Raw genomic sequence first — 17,582 nt, forward strand, 5'->3', positions numbered from 1 at the left:
ATTTTTATAGCCGTTGATTTTGTGACTCGTTGTTTGGGTTGTCGCACAGACTTTGTGCTGAGTTAAGCGAAGAATACAGAAGAAGTGGCAGCTGCTACTCCATATTTAGATTAAGAAAATTTGGATCCGCTGTAGGAACTTTGACGCATAATTTACTAAATGCTGCTCGGTTTGCGGATTCGTGTTGTAAACTTAGAGCATCTAATTTCAAGGATTTACATTCCGGCGCTTGGTCACCCCGATCAAGATTGTCTCTTACGAGGTAAAAATGACGTTACTATCCCCCCTAAAAGTGCGTTTTACACCATTTGTGGTGTTATTTATGGCGTTTGCTTTGACCATGAGTTCCTTTATGGTTCGAGCAACAGAAAGCACAGAAACGGTCGTAGAAGTACCAAAGGTTTCTGCCGCTGAAAAAGCGATTGATAACATCAACCAAGACATCATCGATTTGTCTGAAAGCTTGAAACAAGCCAGTGGCGATGAGCGTGATGCACTACAACTGCAACTGTTCCAAAAAAATGAAGAGCTGCGCAGCCGCCTTGCGACAGCAATCAGCAATAAGTCTATTCCTCATGAGAAGCTGATTGAGCTTGTTCAAACTCAAGAGAAGTATTCTGAAGGCGCGGTCGTTTACCTAGATGACAAAGTCAAAACGCTTAATGAAGAAATCAATACTGCAAAAGACGAAGACAAACTGTCTTTAGTCAACAGCTATCGTGAATTGCAGCAGTACTTGGACGTAAGCTACGAATCAAGCTGGCAGAACCTTAACTGGCTGAAAACACTAGGTGTGCAAGATGAAGATGCGGAAGCTGCATTCAAAGACAACGTTGATAAGCGCATGCGCTTGCTGTCTGCGTCGATTGAGTACTTGAATCAGCAAAGCGAAATCATCGGCTCACAAATTTCTTCTAGCCCAGAGTCAGAAAAAGCGTCTCTGCAGCTAAGCCAACTGATTCTAAAGCAACGACTAAATATCGCGACAGAGAGCCTACGCAATCTGATAACCATTGGTGATAAAGTTGGCCTAGAAACATCGGAATACAAGCGTCAGATCTTTGAGGTGACGGGTAGCATCACGCATGATTTGCTGAACACCAAAGTGATCCTGTCTATCTTGAGCCATTGGTCGAACTCAATGGTGGATTGGTTTGCTGAAAACGCACCACAGCACATCTTCCAGTTGTTTGTGTTTGCTCTGATCCTGCTGATTGCCCGCGCACTGGCGAAGCTAACGCGTAAAGTGGTTAGCAAGACGGTGGCATCGAAGAACTTGAAGCTGTCACACTTGATGCAAGACTTCTTTATCTCGATGTCAGGCAAAGCCGTGTGGATCATCGGTATCATGGTTGGCCTATCTCAAATCGGCCTTAACCTTGCTCCAATCCTGACCGGTTTCGGTATTGCTGGTGTGATCATCGGTTTCGCATTACAAGATACGCTATCAAACTTCGCTGCGGGTATGATGCTACTGATCTACCGTCCGTTCGATGTCGGTGACTTTGTTTATGCAGGTGGTGTAGACGGTAAGGTAAGCCATATGAGCTTGGTGAACACCACAATCCGTACTTTCGATAACCAAATCATCATCGTGCCAAACAGCAAGATTTGGGGAGACGTGATTAAGAACGTGACGCATGAGCGCATTCGCCGTGTCGATATGGTTTTTGGTATTGGTTACTCAGATGACGTGCTAAAAGCAGAAGAAGTATTGGCAGATATCGTGACTTCTCACCCTTCAGTACTTCGTTCTCCAGAGCCAATGATCAAGCTTCATACACTGAACACTTCTTCAGTTGACTTCATTGTTCGTCCTTGGGTTAAAACGGATGACTACTGGGATGTTTACTGGGATGTGACCCGAGAAGTGAAACTGCGCTTCGACCGTGAAGGCATTTCGATTCCATTCCCACAACAAGATGTGCATTTGCACATGGTGGAAAAGAAAGAAGCATAAACTTCTTTTACTTGAATCCAAAATCAATAAAAAGGCGCTCAATTTGAGCGCCTTTTTTTATCGGTTTAGCAGTAAAGATTACAGCTCATCCAAGAACGTGATTTTTGGTTCACTGGCAAGTAAACCATCAATCTCACTCAGTAGAGTCTGGAAATGTGCTGTTTTGCAGTGTTCGTCAAACGCGGTTTGGTCTGCAAATTGCTCTTGAAACAAGAACTGGCTTGGGTCATTTTTGTCTTGGAACAAGTGATAACGCACGCAGCCAGTTTCATTTCGAGTTGGCTCTAGCATCGCTTCTAATGCTTGTTTTAGTTGAGATATGCAGTCAGGTTTTGCGTGAAATGCAGCAGTTAAATGAATCATAGTTGTGTTTGCTTCTTTGTTGTTATTAAAGGGGATAGTGGCCGTTCCTGTTAGGACAGAACTTACTATCAGAGATAGCGACCTTGACGCTGCAAGAACTCAATTTTGTAGCCGTCTGGGTCGGTAATGAAGAAGAAGGTTGCTAAGTGCTTTTCCTGATGGTCAAAGACTTTGATGTCACTGGTTTCAATATCCAATGAGTTAAGGCGTCGGTGTGTCGCCGCAATATCCTCCACACTTACAGCAAGGTGGCCGTAACCTGTGCCATGTGTGTAAGGTTCACTTTGGTCGTGATTGTGCGTCAGTTCCAGCTCAAACCCTGTTTCTGGGTTCGCTAAGTAGGTAAGAGAAAAGCCGTCGAATACGTATTGGTCTTTGATTTCTAGCTCAAGTGCGTCGTGATAAAACTTTAGAGAACGCTCCAGATCGCTTACGCGGATCATGGTATGAATCATTTTTGTCATGAGTACTCCTTAATTGTGCGCTTAGACTAGTCAGTTTTCGCGCGCAATAGGTAGTACTCAGGTACGACAATGAACGTTGGGGGGAGGTGTGGGTGTTTTGTTTAATGCAGTTCGTTCAACGCTTGTGCCATGGTCTCTTGAGGTTGGCGTGCATAGGTTAAACAAGCGCAACGCAACAAGGAGGCAAAGTTGTTTACTTCACCATTATGCTCCAACGCTTCTTGGTAAACCGTACTGATGAACTTCGGCACCGTCATCTCTTGTGCAGAAGCGATCTCTTCTAAGATCAGCCAAAAGCTGGACTCTAGTTTCACGCTCGTAGCATGGCCATCGATACGGATAGAGCGGGTGATAAATTGGTAGTTTTCCTGAGGTTGCTTAGCAAATATTTCGCACATGGTATTGATCGTATTTATAAATAACCCGCAGATATTGGAACGTTGAGTGCGGGGCGTCAACCGTTTCTATGTAAAAAAACGCCCTCTAATGAGGGCGTGAAGGTTTCACCAAAAGATGAAAGTAAGTGCAAATTACGGATTATTTGATTTGTTGAATCAGGTATTCACCCAGCTGTGAGTGATGCATGATTTTCGAAACCGGAAGAATAGTACCCGCTGGCCCCCATGCAAAAACGTTTACCGGAGTATGCGTGTGTGTACCTGTTCCCCAGACTGTGTTTTGTTTGGTCGCTTGCTCACGAGCTAACAAGTTGCCACGGTCGTTGTATGGGAAGAAGGCGTCAAAGTCATTGACCGCTGGGACATTCTCTTCACTCAAATACTTGTGGCTTGCGAGGCGGTAAGGGTTAGGTTTACTTGCTAATACGCGCGCAGCTTGCTCTGGTGTGATGGAGAAGTCGCTGCTCGCGTTGACAATCTCAGCCAACTTTTCTGGCGTCTGTGCTGCTTCATCGAGTTTCTGGAACTCACTGATCATGCCGTAGTAGCTTTGCTTTTGATTGTAGAGGCCATCGAGAATATCAAACTGGCCAAAGTTGAAGTTTGGTGCGTAATCGCGGTTCGCAAATGCTTCGCCACTGCGCTTTTCTGGTTTTGGCAAATTTGCTGATGAGTAACTGAATCCAAAAGAGCCAGTTTCATGATCGGCAGTGACGATAACGAGAGTGTCTTCGCGACCTTTTGCCCATTCATAAACTGAATTTACCGCTTCATCAAACTTTATCAATTCATGCAGCATGGTGCCTGCGTCGTTACTGTGGCCTGCCCAGTCAATTTGGCCGCCTTCCACCATCAAGAAGAAGCCATCTTTATCCTTTGAAAGGACATCCAGCGCTTTCTCGGTCATTTCTTTTAACGATGGTTGGGTGCGTTTCGGGTCGTCTTTGCTGTGGCTGTAAGCGATGCCATCATTCATGCCGGAATAAGCAAAGAGTCCCAGTACTTTTTCCCCCTTTGCTTGTTCAAGCATGTTGCGGTTAAACGCGAGGCTGTAACCTTGCTGCTGCGCTTCCGTCAGAAGGTTTCGCTCATCTTTACGTTTTGATTTTAGGTAGACGTCGCCTTGAGTCAGTTGCTCAAGTTGCTTGTAAGTGTCGCCTTTGTCGTTGGTCGATTTAGGAATCCAATGACGAAGGCCGCCAGAAAGCATCACATCCACGCCGGTCTCTAGCATGTCCACAGCGATGTTATTTTCCAACGAGCGGTGAGGTTGGTGAGAGGCAAAAGCGGCAGGTGTCGCGTGCGTCATCCGGGTATCTGAAACCAAGCCAGTTGCTTTCCCTTTTGCTTTCGCTTTTTCCAAAATTGTTTCAACGTGGTTGCCTTGGCTATCGATTCCAATCACTTCAGAAGCGGTCGGAATGCCAGTCGCAAGCATGGTTGCTGAACAAGCAGAATCCACAACGATGGCGTCTTCTGGGTTTGTCAAAGAGGAGCCGATTACTCCTTCTTGTGCCAGTTTGTATAGTGCGGTGGTTTCGCCTTTGTAGATAGAGTTTGGTGCATGATTGGCGTAGGTCTCTAACAAGCCAACTTGTTGAGGGCCCATGCCATCGCCAATCATCAAGATGACGTTTTTGATTTCTGCAGAGAGCGCATTGAAAGAAAGTGTGGATGCCGCTACTGCGGTTACGATTGGGGTCACTAAGTGCTTCATTGTATATTCCTTATTTATAAAAGCGCTCGAATTAAAACAAGGATTTATTACAGAAATGCTACCGTCATAAAAGGTTCATGTGAAAGTCACTTTCATTCACTAAGTCTAGGGGCTGTTGCTCCTTCGTAGTTGAGTTTTGTTCGGATGGGACGCCCAACTATTCTTAGCGTCCGCCTTGTATAAACAACCTACAAACTGCTGCAAAATAAGCTCGAAAGGTTAACAGACCTTAAAATAAGAAAAGCCCACAGAAGTGGGCTTTGAGTTAAGTTTAGGAGTCGAAAGTCATGAGCTAAAGCTACACCGCGTAGGCAGGGCTTTGGGTCACGATGAGCAAACTCGATTGAGGAAGGCATGGAAGCCTTTTTAGAACCAAGTTTGGTCAGTTTTGCTCTCACCATCTTGTCTGAATAGAGTGGCAACTCCTCTTGCCCTTCTAAAGACAAATGATGAACAGCAAACAGAACTCGCCTTACGCAGCAGCATAATCGAGATAATTCAGTGAAATTTGGGATTCGTCGGGCGCGAACTTATCGGCCGTACTTAATAGGAAAATGGAGAAATTGAGTTGAAGAAGGGCAAGATTGAAAAGCCTTTTTCATAGTCCATCGTCCAATAATGAATCGTCGACCATTATGGACTGGAGCAAAAAACGCGTTCAAATGAGGATGGTTATCGTAACGAAAGAAACTCTTGCTTAACGCGGGTGAGGTTAAACAAGAGCCAGAATAATGCCGCCAACGGTCAGTGCAGCTGAAAGATATTGGCCTGCCGAGTAGGAGCCGTCTTCCTCTTCTTCGATAGTATCTGGATGGTCCATACCGAGAGCGCCATGAGCAAAAGATTCAACCTTATCGCCAACGGTTTTGTTTTCCGCTTCGACTTTTTTACTCTCATGGTCGATTTGCTGTAGAGCGGCAAGCAGCGCTTTTCCTTCAGAAGAAAGCGTCACTTTGTTTTGCTCAACCTTTAGTGGCGCTGCGTCGGTAGTTTGATCTGCCTTTTTTGCTTGCTCAACTTTGTTTTGTTGAGCGGCGTATGTATTAACTGAATTGCTTCCTACTGGATTCATCTGTTACCCCTTCGAACAACGACACTCCTTTATGAGTGCTGGTATACCCAAGTGACTTCAAGATGCAGGATTCAGAGCGTTGTCATTGATTCGAGGTCAAGGAAAACAACGCAGCGTAATAGCTCGCTCTTTCCAAGTTGTTTGACGCAGAAATTGGGTCAATGACACGCTCCCGAAGGGCGAGTTGACTTGGCTTGTATACTTTGTTGTCGATTCTTGATTTGGACCCACCAAACCTTTAAATCGCCGCCGCGTCTACAAACCAAGTCATTCTCGCTGAACCTAACATCTCGAGGTTACTTGGGTATAAAAACCAGTTATATCTATATCGACGGCAAACGTTATTTCTTGAATCAATCAGAACTAAAATAGGTCTGTTTTTGCCGCTTCCTGTCACTATTCGGAAACTAAAGCAAAAAGCAGGCCTATTTATCTAAAGGCGTAGTCAGATTTTTCTGATTACTTACACTGAAGATCGCTATTGCGCTTAGCAAGGTGCTTGTACGCAGCCATGCGGTTTGCGTCTTGTACGTAACGTACCGGTGGCGCAAGGACTTCTAGTTGGTAATCCGAGCCATCAGAAGTGATATCAGCAGTAGGGGTAATGACGACAACGTTTAAATCTGGGTTGCGATTCAAGATAGAAGCTGCTGTCCCTAAACCACCTTCAGTATGGAATTTGCCCGCGACGTGAACTATTTGAGTACCTGGGTGTTTCTCTAGGTATTTGACGATGGATTCTGCCATGGTCTCATCCCATGTTACCTGAGCTGCGTACTGCTTTTCGGTCTGCTCTGGCTTGCCATGGTGCATGGATGCCATGAACTTTTCTTTGTATGGGCTGTTTGCGGTGTTGACTTCGTCCGCAACAAAACTGCGCTCATCGCTGCCGAGCTTATCTAAGTAATCGATGCCTTGGCGACCAATGCAACGCACAATATTTTTCGGTGCATTTGCGGCAATCACGGGAATATCAGCTTGCTTTGCAAACTCAACCAGTGGGCGGTAATCGCTTTCGTAGTTTGGCCAAGCATTACTTTGCTTCATAAAGTATTGCTCACCAATTTCGCCGTTTAGGTATGAATCTAAGATTGCTTGCTTGTCGCGTGTGACCTGCTCCATTGAAAGCGCAAGAGGGCGACTAGCAGAAGACAACTGCTTTAGCATGTCGGTTTGAAAGCGGTGGATACCAGCGTGTGTGTGCCATTCACCAATCAAAATTACGTCGGCTTGTTGTAGGGCTGGGGTTAGCTGGTTGACTGAGATGGCTTCACCGGAAGGGGCATGAAGCTGGTAGTCGTAGAAACTGGTTACGTCGTCAGTTGCGGCGTTGGGAGCGGTCGGTGCATTTGAAGCACAGCCAGTAAGCAAGCCTGCAAAAATCAGACTTAGTGTAGAAAAGCGCATTAAAAAGCCTCCAAAAATGTCCGAATGATATTAATGGAGGCTGATAAATGAATCAATGGTAATGAGAATAATTAGCGTTACATTTTATGCTTCATTCTCAGATTGAATCGATTTCTTACGGTAAACACGCAACATAAAGTCAGCCTCACATTGGAAAAGTGTAGATGACTTTAGCTCTTCGCGAAGTTCGTCGCTGGCTTTCCATGCGAATGGTGTCATTTGCAGTAGGTCGAATGCGACGCCGTCTTTTAAGTCCATGGTGTAGTTGAGCTTTTGTTGATGCTCCAGTTCGAACCCTTCAATGTTCTCTGGTTCTTCGTTGTGCAAGCGTATCTCTTGGTAGATACGTTCACGGAACTGGTACAAGTGACGGCCTGCTGGCGTGACTGTGATAACAACACCGTTGTCTTTAATCACACGTTGTAGCTCTTCTGCTTTACACGGAGCGTAGATACGTAAAATCGCATCTAGAGATTGCTCTGCAAACGGCAAGCGATGGCTTGATGCCACGCTGAAATCGCAATTTGGGTAGCGCTTAGACGCGAAACGAATGGCGACTTTAGAAATATCTAGACCATACACCGTTGCTTCTTCATTTTGTGAGTGCAGAGACTGCTGAACTTGGTCTGTGTAGTAGCCTTCGCCGCAACCAATATCCAACAATTGATGGCTTGTGCCTTCGGTGTATTTGGCACACAGGCTTGCCACTTCTTGGCGCATCGGATCGTAATGATTGCCTTCTAAAAAGCGACGACGTGCTTGCATCATCTCTTTGTTATCACCTGGATCTTTTGAGCGTTTGTGGTGCGCTGGCATCAAGTTGACGTAGCCTTCTTTTGCTAAATCGAACTGATGGTTGTTTTCACACTTAAACGTCTTTGCTGTTAGCTCAAGAGGTTGGTGACATAGAGGGCATTGATAGTTCATGACGATCTCTGGACAGGAAGTAGGGCGGCAAATTCTATCAAAAAGGGATGCTGCAAGCGAAACAAAAAAGAGCCGAATTATCGGCTCTTTCATTGGTTTTATTGGAGGGTTAGTGGAAGAAATCCACTTGCTGTTTCAAGTTTTGCGCTTGCTGCTGTAGCTCGGTTGCACTTTGCGATGTTTTAGCGCTGGTATCACGGCTTTCACGGTTCAATTCACTAATAGAATGTGCGTTTGCTGCAATCTCTTGAGAAACTTGTGCTTGTTCCTCTGAGGTTGCAGCAATAGCATCGGCTTGAGACGCAATAGACTGAACTTGCCCAGCAATGGCTTCTAGCGCGGTGCCTGCTTCTTGTGCTTTATCCAATACCTTGTTCGCGTTTTGCTGGCTCTCGGTCATCATGCTTACGGCATTGCTGGTGGAGCCTTTTAGTTTCTCGATGATCTCGACGACGTCTTTCACGGAGGTCTGAGTACGATGAGCAAGGGTTCGCACTTCATCAGCCACTACAGCAAAGCCACGGCCTTGTTCACCCGCACGTGCAGCCTCAATCGCTGCGTTAAGCGCAAGTAGGTTGGTTTGCTCTGCGATCTCATCAATCATTTTCGTCACGGTTTGGATGCTTTCGCTGTCACGATTCACTTGTTCGATAGCTGCCGCAGATTGGTCTAGTTGATCATTTAACTGTGCAACATCAATACAAACGCCTTCAACGACTTCTAGACCAGATTGGCTGTCAGTGTTTGCAGAGCGAACATTTTCGGCAATTTGCTCAACTTGCTGAGCGACAGATTGAGCAGATGAAGCCATCTCTTCAATTGCAGTTACCACTTGCTCTACCTGTTCTTGCTGAAGACCCGATTGCATCAGGTTACGGTTTGCATCATCCACAACGCTGGTCGAGTTACTTTCAACTTGGTCGCTAGTCGAGCGAATTTGACCAACCAACTCGTTCAGTTGTCCCGCCATATTGGCAACGCCGTTGTTCAAGTTAATGATTTCGTTTTTCGATGCTTTACCCGAAGCAGGAATATCGATACTCACTTCACCTTTTGCCAAACGGTTCATGTAGCCATTCAAAATGGTGAGTGGATTTAGCGTTCGGTTAAGGACAAGCGTAAGCACCACAAAAGTGGCCGCTGCCACAATGAGAGAAATCGTTGCAATCAGTTGAAGTAAAGCTTGGCTGCCTTTGGTGACTTCATTGATGAAAGTGCCACCTAACAGTTTCCAGTTCCAACCCGGAACTTGAGTGTAAACCAGGTACTTTTCACCCACGGTGCCTTGATATTCAAATGGGTAGCGAATTAAGCCACTTTCTTGTTCGAAAAGTTGGTAGAAAGGCTTATTGCCGTTGTAGTCAGACACTTCTTGAATCGGTGGATCACTCTCTTCGTGTTTAGGGTGAAGAAGGTAATGACCTTGGTTGTCTTTCTCGTTATCCAGAATGATGGTGTAACCAGTGTCTCCCCATTTTACGCTTTGTAGCGAGCTGAATAGATCTTGGGTCGCGCGCTCAACAGGTAAACCAATGAATGAGATACCGTTGACCTTACCATTCGCGTCTTTTAAAGGTGCGTAGTAGGTGATGTAGCGCTCACCATAAAGTTTGATTTGCGCATAGTAAGGTTGGCCGTTTTTAAGCTTTTGGTAACCCGGGTGGTTAAGCCCCAATGTAGTGCCAAGTGCTCTTTTACCTTGAGGATCTTTTAGTGAAGTAGCGACGCGAATGAAGTCGTTGCCCATTGGAGCAAACAGGGTCGCAACAGCGCCAGTGTCACGAGTGAAGCTATCAACTAACTTAGTGTCACCAATCAAGCTTTCGCTGTATTGGGTGATGTTTGGTACTTGGTGACCTTGAAAGTCGACGTTGTAACTCTCGACATAGACACCCGCCAAATAACCATTACGGAAGGTTGATTCCAAAACTTCTGCCGTGTGCAGATAAGCATTGAACTGGCCTGCAATGGTTTTTGCCATCGATTCCACTTTAGATTGATGTTCTTTCAGCGTGTTTTCTAAAAGTACGTTTGAAGCGTTTTGATAAACAAGCGCAGCAATGCTTGAAAATGCAATAAGCAGACACAGTGTGATGACCAGTTTGAGCTGGAAACCGACACTTTGATTCCGATATTTGTCTAGCATGTAGTGTCTTTCCTGATTATTGATAGATGTTATAAATGTTGTATCGGCATGCTAGCGATTTATATGACGAGTTTTTTTGATATTTATTAAGTTAATTGTCAAAAAATAAGAGCAACCAATAGCTTAGATAACAAATGACCGCTGACTGGGTGATTTTATTGCAGAAATGAAATGACCAAATAAGGTTGAGTAAGTTGAGCTACCAATGAATTGGATGCTAGTGGGTGAAAGTTTCATTTGTTTGGTTGAAGTGATAGTAAGGAGCAGCGACTAAAAGAAAGCTCATACCTTCGGCTTTGGTCACGTTTATCCTTGTTTTTTATAGGTATTGTTGGGGCTTTCCAAGCGTTTAATAGAAGCTGTTATGACAAAGAAAATCATCCTAGACACAGATCCTGGCATCGATGATGCGATGGCCATTCTTTTTGCTGAAGCCCATCCTGATATCGACCTTATGGCCATTACAACCGTTTATGGCAATGCAACGATAAACAACGCGACGCAAAACGCCCTTTACCTAAAACAGAAGTTTGGTATGAAAGCATTGGTTGCGAAAGGTGCGGATAAGCCTTTAGTAAAAGCGCCGGTTGGAGCAACGGTTGTTGTGCACGGGGAAGCTGGCTTTGGTGATGTGAAAGCGCCGAGCGCACTGGATGTAAGTGCCATTGATACGCCTGCTTATCAGTTCATCATCGACAGCGTTAGAGCAGACCCGGGAGAAATCACCTTGGTGGCCGTGGGCCCTTTAACTAACCTTGCGCTCGCTTTGGAAGCAGACCCAGAAATCGTTAACTTGGTTAAGGAAGTGGTTGTAATGGGCGGCGCTTTTGGTGAGAACGATCATCGAGGCAATGTTACGCCATTTGCGGAAGCAAACATTCATGACGACCCTCATGCCGCCGATAAGGTATTCACGGCTTCGTGGCCAGTCGTCATCATCGGTTTGGATGTTACGGAAGAGAGCTTTTTTACGGGACAATATCTAGACCAACTGCGAGAGGATGCGGGAGAAGTAGGGCAGTTCATTTGGGATGTGAGCCGCTACTATTTGAAGTTTTACTCCGAGAAGGTTGGAATGGATGGTTGCCATGTCCATGATCCTTCTGCGATTGCGTATGTCATTGATCCTGAGCTGTTTACTTTGCGCAGTGGTGCCGTCCGAGTAGTGACTGATGGACCTGCCGAAGGGATGACGATTCAGAAAACGGATCAACGCAAATACATGGACGATGAGTGGCGTGCTTTCTCCGCGCAAAACGTTGGGATCGGTGTGAAAAGCGATACACTGCTTTCACTTTATCGAGAATCGATTATTCGTTATTCAAAGCGATAACGGAGTGGGGTTATCTGTAATAGTCGATGACTTGCACAGATATTCTCTCGTTGTCTGATTTTACGGGAAGAGTAAAAACATTCGACGTCGGATATTGATTTTGATTGTCGTAGGTCAGCCCTTCAATCTTCTTGAACGGTTTATTTTCGGCATAGAACATCTCAATGCTTATTGCCGTTTTCTGGTTCGCGGAAACTTGGAAGCGGCAGATTCCGGTGGGGCAATAGACTTGATATTGTGTTGGAGACAATTGCTTGTATTCGGCGACGTTCTTTTCGGCTTGTAACGAGACCTCAGTGTTGGCACAGCCAAACAATAAGCTCGTAAGAAGCGATATTGAATAAATGCGGTATTTCATCGTTACACCATTATCTCGACTCGTTGTGGTTGGCCTTAGTATGGCATGAGTGATTCTTGTGTTGTGCTTTGGAAATGTAAAAAAGGCCGGGTGAACCGGCCTTTAAACTGGATTATTGCGCTGAAATCACAGTGATAAGTTCATGTGTCTCACCTGGCTGTAACGTCTTGCCTTGCTCGATACTTGGTGCATGCACTGTCGATTCAACACACATCATGGTTTCGTAGCCGTTGTCTGCCATGTCCCCCATGCCTTGTGCGCCTTGTGCCCAAGGGTTCCACAACACTGCTGAGTTATGGCCTTGGTTTTCAACGCTCAACGTGCGATCTAACACAGGGTCTTTCACCAAGATTTTCGCTTCTGGCTGAGTGTAAACACGGTCAATCGTATCAGTTAGTTGAAGGACATCACCACCTTGGCAGATTTCACCTGCTTTTAAGCTGTCGATGTACTCTGGGCCCATACCTGTTGTTTGTGCTTGTTTGATATCACCTACGTTTAGATACGTGTGTAGTGCACCTGAGAATGTCCACTCTGCATCATCAATATTGGTGACTTTCAATGTCACCTTTAGCTCGTCGCTGATTTCAACAACAAGACGAGCATCAAACATATGTGGCCAGATGTCGTGAGTTTCTTCGGTTGGGAAGAGAGCAAGTTCAACGATCACGCCGTTGTCGTTCTCACGGTGTTCAACCAATTCCCATTCTGCTGTGCGCGCAAAACCATGAGCTGGCGCTGCAATGCGGCCAAACCAAGGCCAACAAACAGGAATACCACCACGAAGTGCCGCTTTGCCATCAAAGATTGCTTTTTCGCTCATCCAGATTAGGTCTTCTTGGCCTGCTGGTGTGAACGACACGACATGACCACCGTGTAGTGCGATACCTGCCGTAGCTTTCTCATGAATAACGCGAACGACTTTAACCTGATCAACTTCGACGATAGTGACGTTATCAGATAGCACGGTTAGAGCTGGGAGAGTTTTTAAATCCATGTGTTGCTTCCTATCGCTGGGAGGGAGAGCTTTTTTAGACGCGCTTCGCACATTGAGTGCAACGTCGAGTCTTCATTCTCTCAAATTCCAGATACAAAAAAGGCGACTCTAGAGCCGCCTTTTATTCAAATCTTATGTTTCAAACACAAGCTTCGCTAATTGCTTTTCAGCTAAGTAATAATTACTTAGAGATGTGAGCGATTAGGTCTAGAACTTTGTTTGAGTAACCGATTTCGTTGTCGTACCAAGATACAACTTTAACGAAGTTATCAGTTAGAGCGATACCAGCTTTAGCATCGAATACTGAAGTTTGAACTTCACCGATGAAGTCTTGAGAAACCACTTGGTCTTCAGTGTAGCCTAGAACGCCTTTTAGTTCGCCTTCAGAAGCTTCTTTCATTGCTGCACAGATAGCTTCGTAAGATGCGCCTTTCTCTAGGTTAACTGTTAGGTCAACTACAGAAACGTTAGCTGTTGGTACGCGGAAAGCCATACCAGTTAGTTTGCCGTTTAGTTCTGGAAGAACAACGCCTACAGCTTTAGCAGCACCAGTTGAAGATGGGATGATGTTCTGAGAAGCACCACGACCACCGCGCCAGTCTTTAGCAGAAGGACCGTCTACAGTTTTTTGAGTAGCTGTAGTAGCGTGAACTGTAGTCATAAGACCAGATACGATACCGAACTTGTCGTTAAGAACTTTAGCGATAGGCGCTAGACAGTTAGTAGTACAAGAAGCGTTAGAAACGATGTCTTGACCTGCGTAAGTTGAATCGTTTACGCCCATAACGAACATTGGAGTTGCGTCTTTAGAAGGACCAGTTAGAACAACTTTCTTCGCACCAGCAGTGATGTGCTTACGTGCAGTCTCGTCAGTTAGGAAAAGACCAGTTGCTTCAGCTACTACGTCAACGTCGATAGCATCCCATTTTAGGTCTTCTGGGTTGCGCTCTGCAGTTACACGTACAGTTTTACCGTTAACGATTAGGTTACCGCCTTCAACTTCAACAGTGCCGTTGAAACGGCCGTGAGTTGAGTCGTACTTAAGCATGTATGCCATGTAATCTACGTCGATAAGGTCGTTAATACCTACAACTTCGATGTCGTTGCGCTCTTGCGCTGCACGGAATACGAAACGACCGATACGGCCAAAACCGTTAATACCTACTTTGATAGTCATTATAGTTGCTCCACAACTTAATTTCTGATTAAAGATAACTGGTAGTAAAATTACAAAATCCAGTAAACATCTGCAACAGATAATCGGACTTAACTTGTTTAAAGTCAAAAAAAAGCGACGCTTTTTTTAACAATTCTTCGCAAATGCTCGTTTTTTAAACTTTTAACTGGTTATTCTACATTCCAGTTGGCGTAATATAACTTTCGAGATAAGAACTCGTATCAAATTAATTACACATGGTGTCCTGGTGAGAAAGTATGTGCTACAACTGTTACGAGAAGCAAGTTTTTTGCTAAAAAAGTCATTGCCAAAAATAAGAAATAAGGAACAGAAATTGGTAGAACAAAGCGGAAGAAAAGTAACGAAGTCCGATGAACAGTGGCGCGAGCAGCTCTCTGAGGAAGAGTTTCGCGTCTGTCGCGAGCAAGGCACAGAGCCTCCGTTCTCCGGTAAACTGCTTCATAATAAAGAGACAGGTGTGTATGCCTGTACCTGTTGCAACACCCCTCTATTTATCTCCGATAACAAGTATGACTCTGGCTGTGGTTGGCCGAGTTTCGATGCCCCGATTAACGACTCTGCGGTGCGTTATCTTAAGGATTTGAGTCACGGAATGGTCCGAACTGAGATTCGATGTGCCACTTGTGACAGCCATTTAGGTCACGTTTTTGAAGATGGACCGCAAACAACAGGTGAGCGTTTTTGTGTCAACTCGGTGTCGTTAATTTTCAACAAATCCGATCAATAACCCCAGTTTTGGTAGAAAGAATGTTTCATCCTTTCAATTAATAAAATACTGAACCGTTACTGTAGAAATAAAAAACTCCCGACATGAACGGGAGTTTTTTATTTTATAAATCGCTAGGGATCATCCTTGGTGAATAATTCCCTTTATCTATTGCCTTAGATATAGATTTAGCCAAATCATCTAATTGTTCATATTTCTCTGGGTCGGCAAAGTTAAACATGCGCTGCAATTGTTGCTCATCAGCAAGCGGGACATCGTAGCGCTTTGCAACCATGGCCCATAAGTAAGCCTGCTCTTTCTTACCTAGACCTTGGTTAATGCTGGCCAATGACTTCAAAATTTCTGGTTTCAAGTTGTCTTCGTTCGACATTGATAGCGAATTATGAAGTAATGTTAATGTCTTTTGTGGATCGCGGTTGGTATAGAAGGTGGCGAGTGCGTACTGCATTTCTGCGGTATTGAGCTCTGGTTTGCCTTCCATTTGTAAAAACTGACGACGTGCTTGGTCGTCACCCGTTTGAGACCACAAGAAATAAAGTGTTGCTGGGTCATTAGAGCCTTTTAAGTTATTGACGATACGATCCAGCTCATCAATGCTGTGCACCAAGGCATCAAATCTTTTACGTTTTAGCGCGCTTTGATCAATCGGAGTGATCTGTGACGCGAGTTCTAAACATTTGCGATACTCAGCAACTAACCTGTATTCGATGACTTGATTGGCTTCTGATGGATCTTTGAGTAGCTCAAAGCGATGCCAAACCAAATTGGTGCGAGGTATGCGACATTGACCATCGTCCATATTTAAGTTTTCACAACGAAGCTGTGGGTTCTTTTGGCACAATTCTTCAGTGGTGACGTTGCCTTCGAAGCAACCTGTTAATGTCAGGCTGGCAAGGCCTGCGAGTAACCAGTATGTTCGTTTCATGGTTTTGCTTGTGATCCGTTACACCAATTCATTTTCGAGCTCTTGACTCTGCTTTCTATACCGTTATGTTCTGTAAATAGAATGTAATAAGAAGGTACATTATGGACGCAGAACAATTATTAAATGCGATAACTCCAGAAGTCTATGAGCGATTGGTTTACGCAGTAGAGACAGGAAGATGGCCTGAGGGTACACCACTTTCCCAAGAGCAGCGAGACTCATGTATGCAAGCTGTGATGTTGTATCAATCAAAACATAACACCGAGGCGCAGCACATGACGGTAGCCGCTGGTGGTGAAATCAGCTTTAAATCTAAGCAAGAATTGAAGAAACAATTCAGTGGAGAAGAGCAAGACATCGTTCGAGTGAACCCAAACTTGAACTAAACAGCACACCTCTTTCAAAGCAAAAAGCCCAATTGTGTAAATTGGGCTTTTTCGTATTCGGATGTTGAAGATAACCGTTTACAGGCTCATTTCGCCACGCAACACTTCTTGCATCTTTTGCTTAATTTCTTCGTAAGACAAATCTTGGCTCAAAAGGTAGTGAAGTTTTGCTAGTGCCGCTTCTGGTGTCATATCAAAACCGCTGATCACGCCGGAATCAGCCAGAGCACAGCCTGTTGCGTAACCACCCATATTAACTTTACCAGCCAAACACTGAGTTAGGTTCACGACGATAACGCCACGCTCAGACGCTTCTTTTAGGTGACCAAGTAGCTCTGGATTTTGAGGGGCATTACCCACGCCAAACGTCAGTAGAATCATTGCGTTAACTGGCTGACGAAGTGTATTGCGAATAACTTCGTGCGAAATGCCCGGATACATGGTGATCACACCGATAGGTTGAGGTGTGATGTTATGTACTTTGAACTCACCTTCTGGTTGCTCACCGACAGCAATGTTGTTGCTGATTTGGATGTTGATACCCGCTTCCAATAGTGGTGGAAGGTTTGGTGAAGTAAAGGCATTAAAACCATCTGCATGAGACTTAGTGCTGCGGTTACCGCGCATCAACTGATTGTTGAAGAACAACGTCACTTCGTTGATAGGGTAGTTTGCTGCAATATGCAGTGCATTCAGCAGGTTTGCTTGGCCGTCTGAGCGCAGCTCTGCTAGAGGAATTTGTGAGCCTGTTACGATTACTGGCTTACCTAGGTTTTCCAACATGAAAGACAAAGCAGAAGCTGTGTATGCCATGGTGTCAGTACCATGCAGAATCACAAAGCCATCGTATTTCTCGTAGTTATCACGGATGTCATCTGCGATTTGCTGCCAGTCTGCCGGTGTCATATCAGATGAGTCGATCAGAGGCTCGTACTCATGAATGGTGTATTCCGGCATTTCTGGGCGGTGGAACTCGGGCATACTGGCTAGTTGTTTTTCCATAAAGCCAGCCACAGGCACGTAGCCGTGATCCGATTTTTGCATACCGATGGTGCCACCGGTGTAAGCGATGTAGATGTGTTTTCTAGTCATCGTTCTACTTTATTTCATGTAGGGGGAACAGTGGCGGGGATTATAGCGAAATGACATCTAATAAAAAGGGGCATCTCGCACAGAGATGCCCCTTTTTGGCTAAGCTGGGAAA

The 17,582-nt window shown here is 45.1% G+C and carries 17 protein-coding genes; 4 read left to right on the plus strand and 13 right to left on the minus strand.

Features of this window, described 5'->3' with window-relative positions:
• Positions 1-268 precede the first annotated feature (268 nt).
• The gene (locus tag ATB78_RS11525) at positions 269-1,960 is read left to right on the plus strand and encodes a mechanosensitive ion channel domain-containing protein (protein WP_039986855.1); all 1,692 of its coding nucleotides are present in this window, start codon (positions 269-271) and stop codon (positions 1,958-1,960) included.
• Positions 1,961-2,038: 78 nt separating this feature from the next.
• On the opposite strand, the gene ATB78_RS11530 is transcribed toward ATB78_RS11525, so the two are convergent.
• The 8 genes from ATB78_RS11530 to ATB78_RS11565 all read right to left on the minus strand — a co-directional run bounded on the left by ATB78_RS11530 (position 2,039) and on the right by ATB78_RS11565 (position 10,454).
• Positions 2,039-2,323: a putative quinol monooxygenase gene (locus tag ATB78_RS11530; protein ID WP_061008723.1), complete on the minus strand. Its 285-nt coding sequence runs from the start codon at positions 2,321-2,323 to the stop codon at positions 2,039-2,041.
• A 68-nt stretch (positions 2,324-2,391) separates the two neighbouring features.
• Complete coding sequence (locus ATB78_RS11535) at positions 2,392-2,787, minus strand: VOC family protein (RefSeq protein WP_009707321.1); 396 nt, start codon at positions 2,785-2,787, stop codon at positions 2,392-2,394.
• A gap of 101 nt (positions 2,788-2,888) precedes the next feature.
• The gene (locus ATB78_RS11540; protein WP_005439764.1) at positions 2,889-3,185 is read right to left on the minus strand and encodes a ribbon-helix-helix domain-containing protein; all 297 of its coding nucleotides are present in this window, start codon (positions 3,183-3,185) and stop codon (positions 2,889-2,891) included.
• A 139-nt stretch (positions 3,186-3,324) separates the two neighbouring features.
• Positions 3,325-4,902 carry an alkaline phosphatase gene (locus ATB78_RS11545; protein WP_061008724.1) on the minus strand — a complete coding sequence of 526 codons (1,578 nt, stop codon included), beginning with the start codon at positions 4,900-4,902 and terminating at the stop codon, positions 3,325-3,327.
• A 712-nt stretch (positions 4,903-5,614) separates the two neighbouring features.
• Complete coding sequence (locus ATB78_RS11550) at positions 5,615-5,974, minus strand: hypothetical protein (RefSeq protein WP_005439760.1); 360 nt, start codon at positions 5,972-5,974, stop codon at positions 5,615-5,617.
• A 459-nt stretch (positions 5,975-6,433) separates the two neighbouring features.
• Positions 6,434-7,381, minus strand: a complete 948-nt coding sequence (locus ATB78_RS11555) for a ChaN family lipoprotein (RefSeq protein WP_061008725.1) — start codon at positions 7,379-7,381, stop codon at positions 6,434-6,436.
• An 84-nt stretch (positions 7,382-7,465) separates the two neighbouring features.
• Complete coding sequence (gene rlmA / locus ATB78_RS11560) at positions 7,466-8,308, minus strand: 23S rRNA (guanine(745)-N(1))-methyltransferase (protein WP_061008726.1); 843 nt, start codon at positions 8,306-8,308, stop codon at positions 7,466-7,468.
• A 109-nt stretch (positions 8,309-8,417) separates the two neighbouring features.
• Entirely contained in the window at positions 8,418-10,454 is a 2,037-nt protein-coding gene (locus ATB78_RS11565) for a methyl-accepting chemotaxis protein (protein ID WP_061008727.1), read from the minus strand.
• A 364-nt stretch (positions 10,455-10,818) separates the two neighbouring features.
• On the opposite strand from ATB78_RS11565, the gene ATB78_RS11570 reads away from it, so the two are divergent.
• Positions 10,819-11,787, plus strand: coding sequence for a nucleoside hydrolase (locus ATB78_RS11570; RefSeq protein ID WP_061008728.1), 969 nt, complete (start codon positions 10,819-10,821; stop codon positions 11,785-11,787).
• A gap of 10 nt (positions 11,788-11,797) precedes the next feature.
• Here the strand turns inward: ATB78_RS11570 and ATB78_RS11575 are convergent, their stop codons facing one another.
• From ATB78_RS11575 to gap, 3 genes are all read right to left on the minus strand, one after another.
• Positions 11,798-12,145 carry a hypothetical protein gene (locus tag ATB78_RS11575; RefSeq protein WP_061008729.1) on the minus strand — a complete coding sequence of 116 codons (348 nt, stop codon included), beginning with the start codon at positions 12,143-12,145 and terminating at the stop codon, positions 11,798-11,800.
• Between the two features lie 112 nt (positions 12,146-12,257).
• Complete coding sequence (locus ATB78_RS11580) at positions 12,258-13,142, minus strand: D-hexose-6-phosphate mutarotase (protein WP_061008730.1); 885 nt, start codon at positions 13,140-13,142, stop codon at positions 12,258-12,260.
• A 181-nt stretch (positions 13,143-13,323) separates the two neighbouring features.
• Complete coding sequence (gene gap / locus ATB78_RS11585; RefSeq protein WP_038871258.1) at positions 13,324-14,319, minus strand: type I glyceraldehyde-3-phosphate dehydrogenase; 996 nt, start codon at positions 14,317-14,319, stop codon at positions 13,324-13,326.
• 334 nt (positions 14,320-14,653) lie between these two features.
• Between gap and msrB the strand changes: the two genes are divergently transcribed.
• Positions 14,654-15,067 carry a peptide-methionine (R)-S-oxide reductase MsrB gene (gene msrB / locus ATB78_RS11590; RefSeq protein WP_005439736.1) on the plus strand — a complete coding sequence of 138 codons (414 nt, stop codon included), beginning with the start codon at positions 14,654-14,656 and terminating at the stop codon, positions 15,065-15,067.
• Between the two features lie 103 nt (positions 15,068-15,170).
• On the opposite strand, the gene ATB78_RS11595 is transcribed toward msrB, so the two are convergent.
• A complete protein-coding gene (locus tag ATB78_RS11595) occupies positions 15,171-15,992 on the minus strand; it encodes a DUF2989 domain-containing protein (RefSeq protein WP_041057980.1) in 822 nt (273 codons plus the stop codon).
• A gap of 101 nt (positions 15,993-16,093) precedes the next feature.
• Here ATB78_RS11595 and ATB78_RS11600 point away from each other — a divergent pair, with 101 nt between their 5' ends.
• Positions 16,094-16,378 carry a DUF1315 family protein gene (locus tag ATB78_RS11600; RefSeq protein WP_009707311.1) on the plus strand — a complete coding sequence of 95 codons (285 nt, stop codon included), beginning with the start codon at positions 16,094-16,096 and terminating at the stop codon, positions 16,376-16,378.
• A gap of 78 nt (positions 16,379-16,456) precedes the next feature.
• On the opposite strand, the gene ansA is transcribed toward ATB78_RS11600, so the two are convergent.
• Complete coding sequence (gene ansA, locus ATB78_RS11605) at positions 16,457-17,470, minus strand: asparaginase (protein WP_005439732.1); 1,014 nt, start codon at positions 17,468-17,470, stop codon at positions 16,457-16,459.
• Positions 17,471-17,582 lie beyond the last annotated feature (112 nt).

This window comes from Vibrio sp. CUB2 (assembly GCF_001557945.1).
GTDB classification, from domain to species: Bacteria; Pseudomonadota; Gammaproteobacteria; order Enterobacterales; family Vibrionaceae; genus Vibrio; species Vibrio owensii.

Coding starts and splice junctions, on each gene's coding strand:
- ATB78_RS11525 (WP_039986855.1), top strand. CDS start 269: ATGACGTTACTATCCCCCCTAAAAGTGCGTTTTACACCATTTGTGGTG.
- ATB78_RS11530 (WP_061008723.1), bottom strand. CDS start 2,323: ATGATTCATTTAACTGCTGCATTTCACGCAAAACCTGACTGCATATCT.
- ATB78_RS11535 (WP_009707321.1), bottom strand. CDS start 2,787: ATGACAAAAATGATTCATACCATGATCCGCGTAAGCGATCTGGAGCGT.
- ATB78_RS11540 (WP_005439764.1), bottom strand. CDS start 3,185: ATGTGCGAAATATTTGCTAAGCAACCTCAGGAAAACTACCAATTTATC.
- ATB78_RS11545 (WP_061008724.1), bottom strand. CDS start 4,902: ATGAAGCACTTAGTGACCCCAATCGTAACCGCAGTAGCGGCATCCACA.
- ATB78_RS11550 (WP_005439760.1), bottom strand. CDS start 5,974: ATGAATCCAGTAGGAAGCAATTCAGTTAATACATACGCCGCTCAACAA.
- ATB78_RS11555 (WP_061008725.1), bottom strand. CDS start 7,381: ATGCGCTTTTCTACACTAAGTCTGATTTTTGCAGGCTTGCTTACTGGC.
- rlmA (WP_061008726.1), bottom strand. CDS start 8,308: ATGAACTATCAATGCCCTCTATGTCACCAACCTCTTGAGCTAACAGCA.
- ATB78_RS11565 (WP_061008727.1), bottom strand. CDS start 10,454: ATGCTAGACAAATATCGGAATCAAAGTGTCGGTTTCCAGCTCAAACTG.
- ATB78_RS11570 (WP_061008728.1), top strand. CDS start 10,819: ATGACAAAGAAAATCATCCTAGACACAGATCCTGGCATCGATGATGCG.
- ATB78_RS11575 (WP_061008729.1), bottom strand. CDS start 12,145: ATGAAATACCGCATTTATTCAATATCGCTTCTTACGAGCTTATTGTTT.
- ATB78_RS11580 (WP_061008730.1), bottom strand. CDS start 13,142: ATGGATTTAAAAACTCTCCCAGCTCTAACCGTGCTATCTGATAACGTC.
- gap (WP_038871258.1), bottom strand. CDS start 14,319: ATGACTATCAAAGTAGGTATTAACGGTTTTGGCCGTATCGGTCGTTTC.
- ATB78_RS11595 (WP_041057980.1), bottom strand. CDS start 15,992: ATGAAACGAACATACTGGTTACTCGCAGGCCTTGCCAGCCTGACATTA.
- ATB78_RS11600 (WP_009707311.1), top strand. CDS start 16,094: ATGGACGCAGAACAATTATTAAATGCGATAACTCCAGAAGTCTATGAG.
- ansA (WP_005439732.1), bottom strand. CDS start 17,470: ATGACTAGAAAACACATCTACATCGCTTACACCGGTGGCACCATCGGT.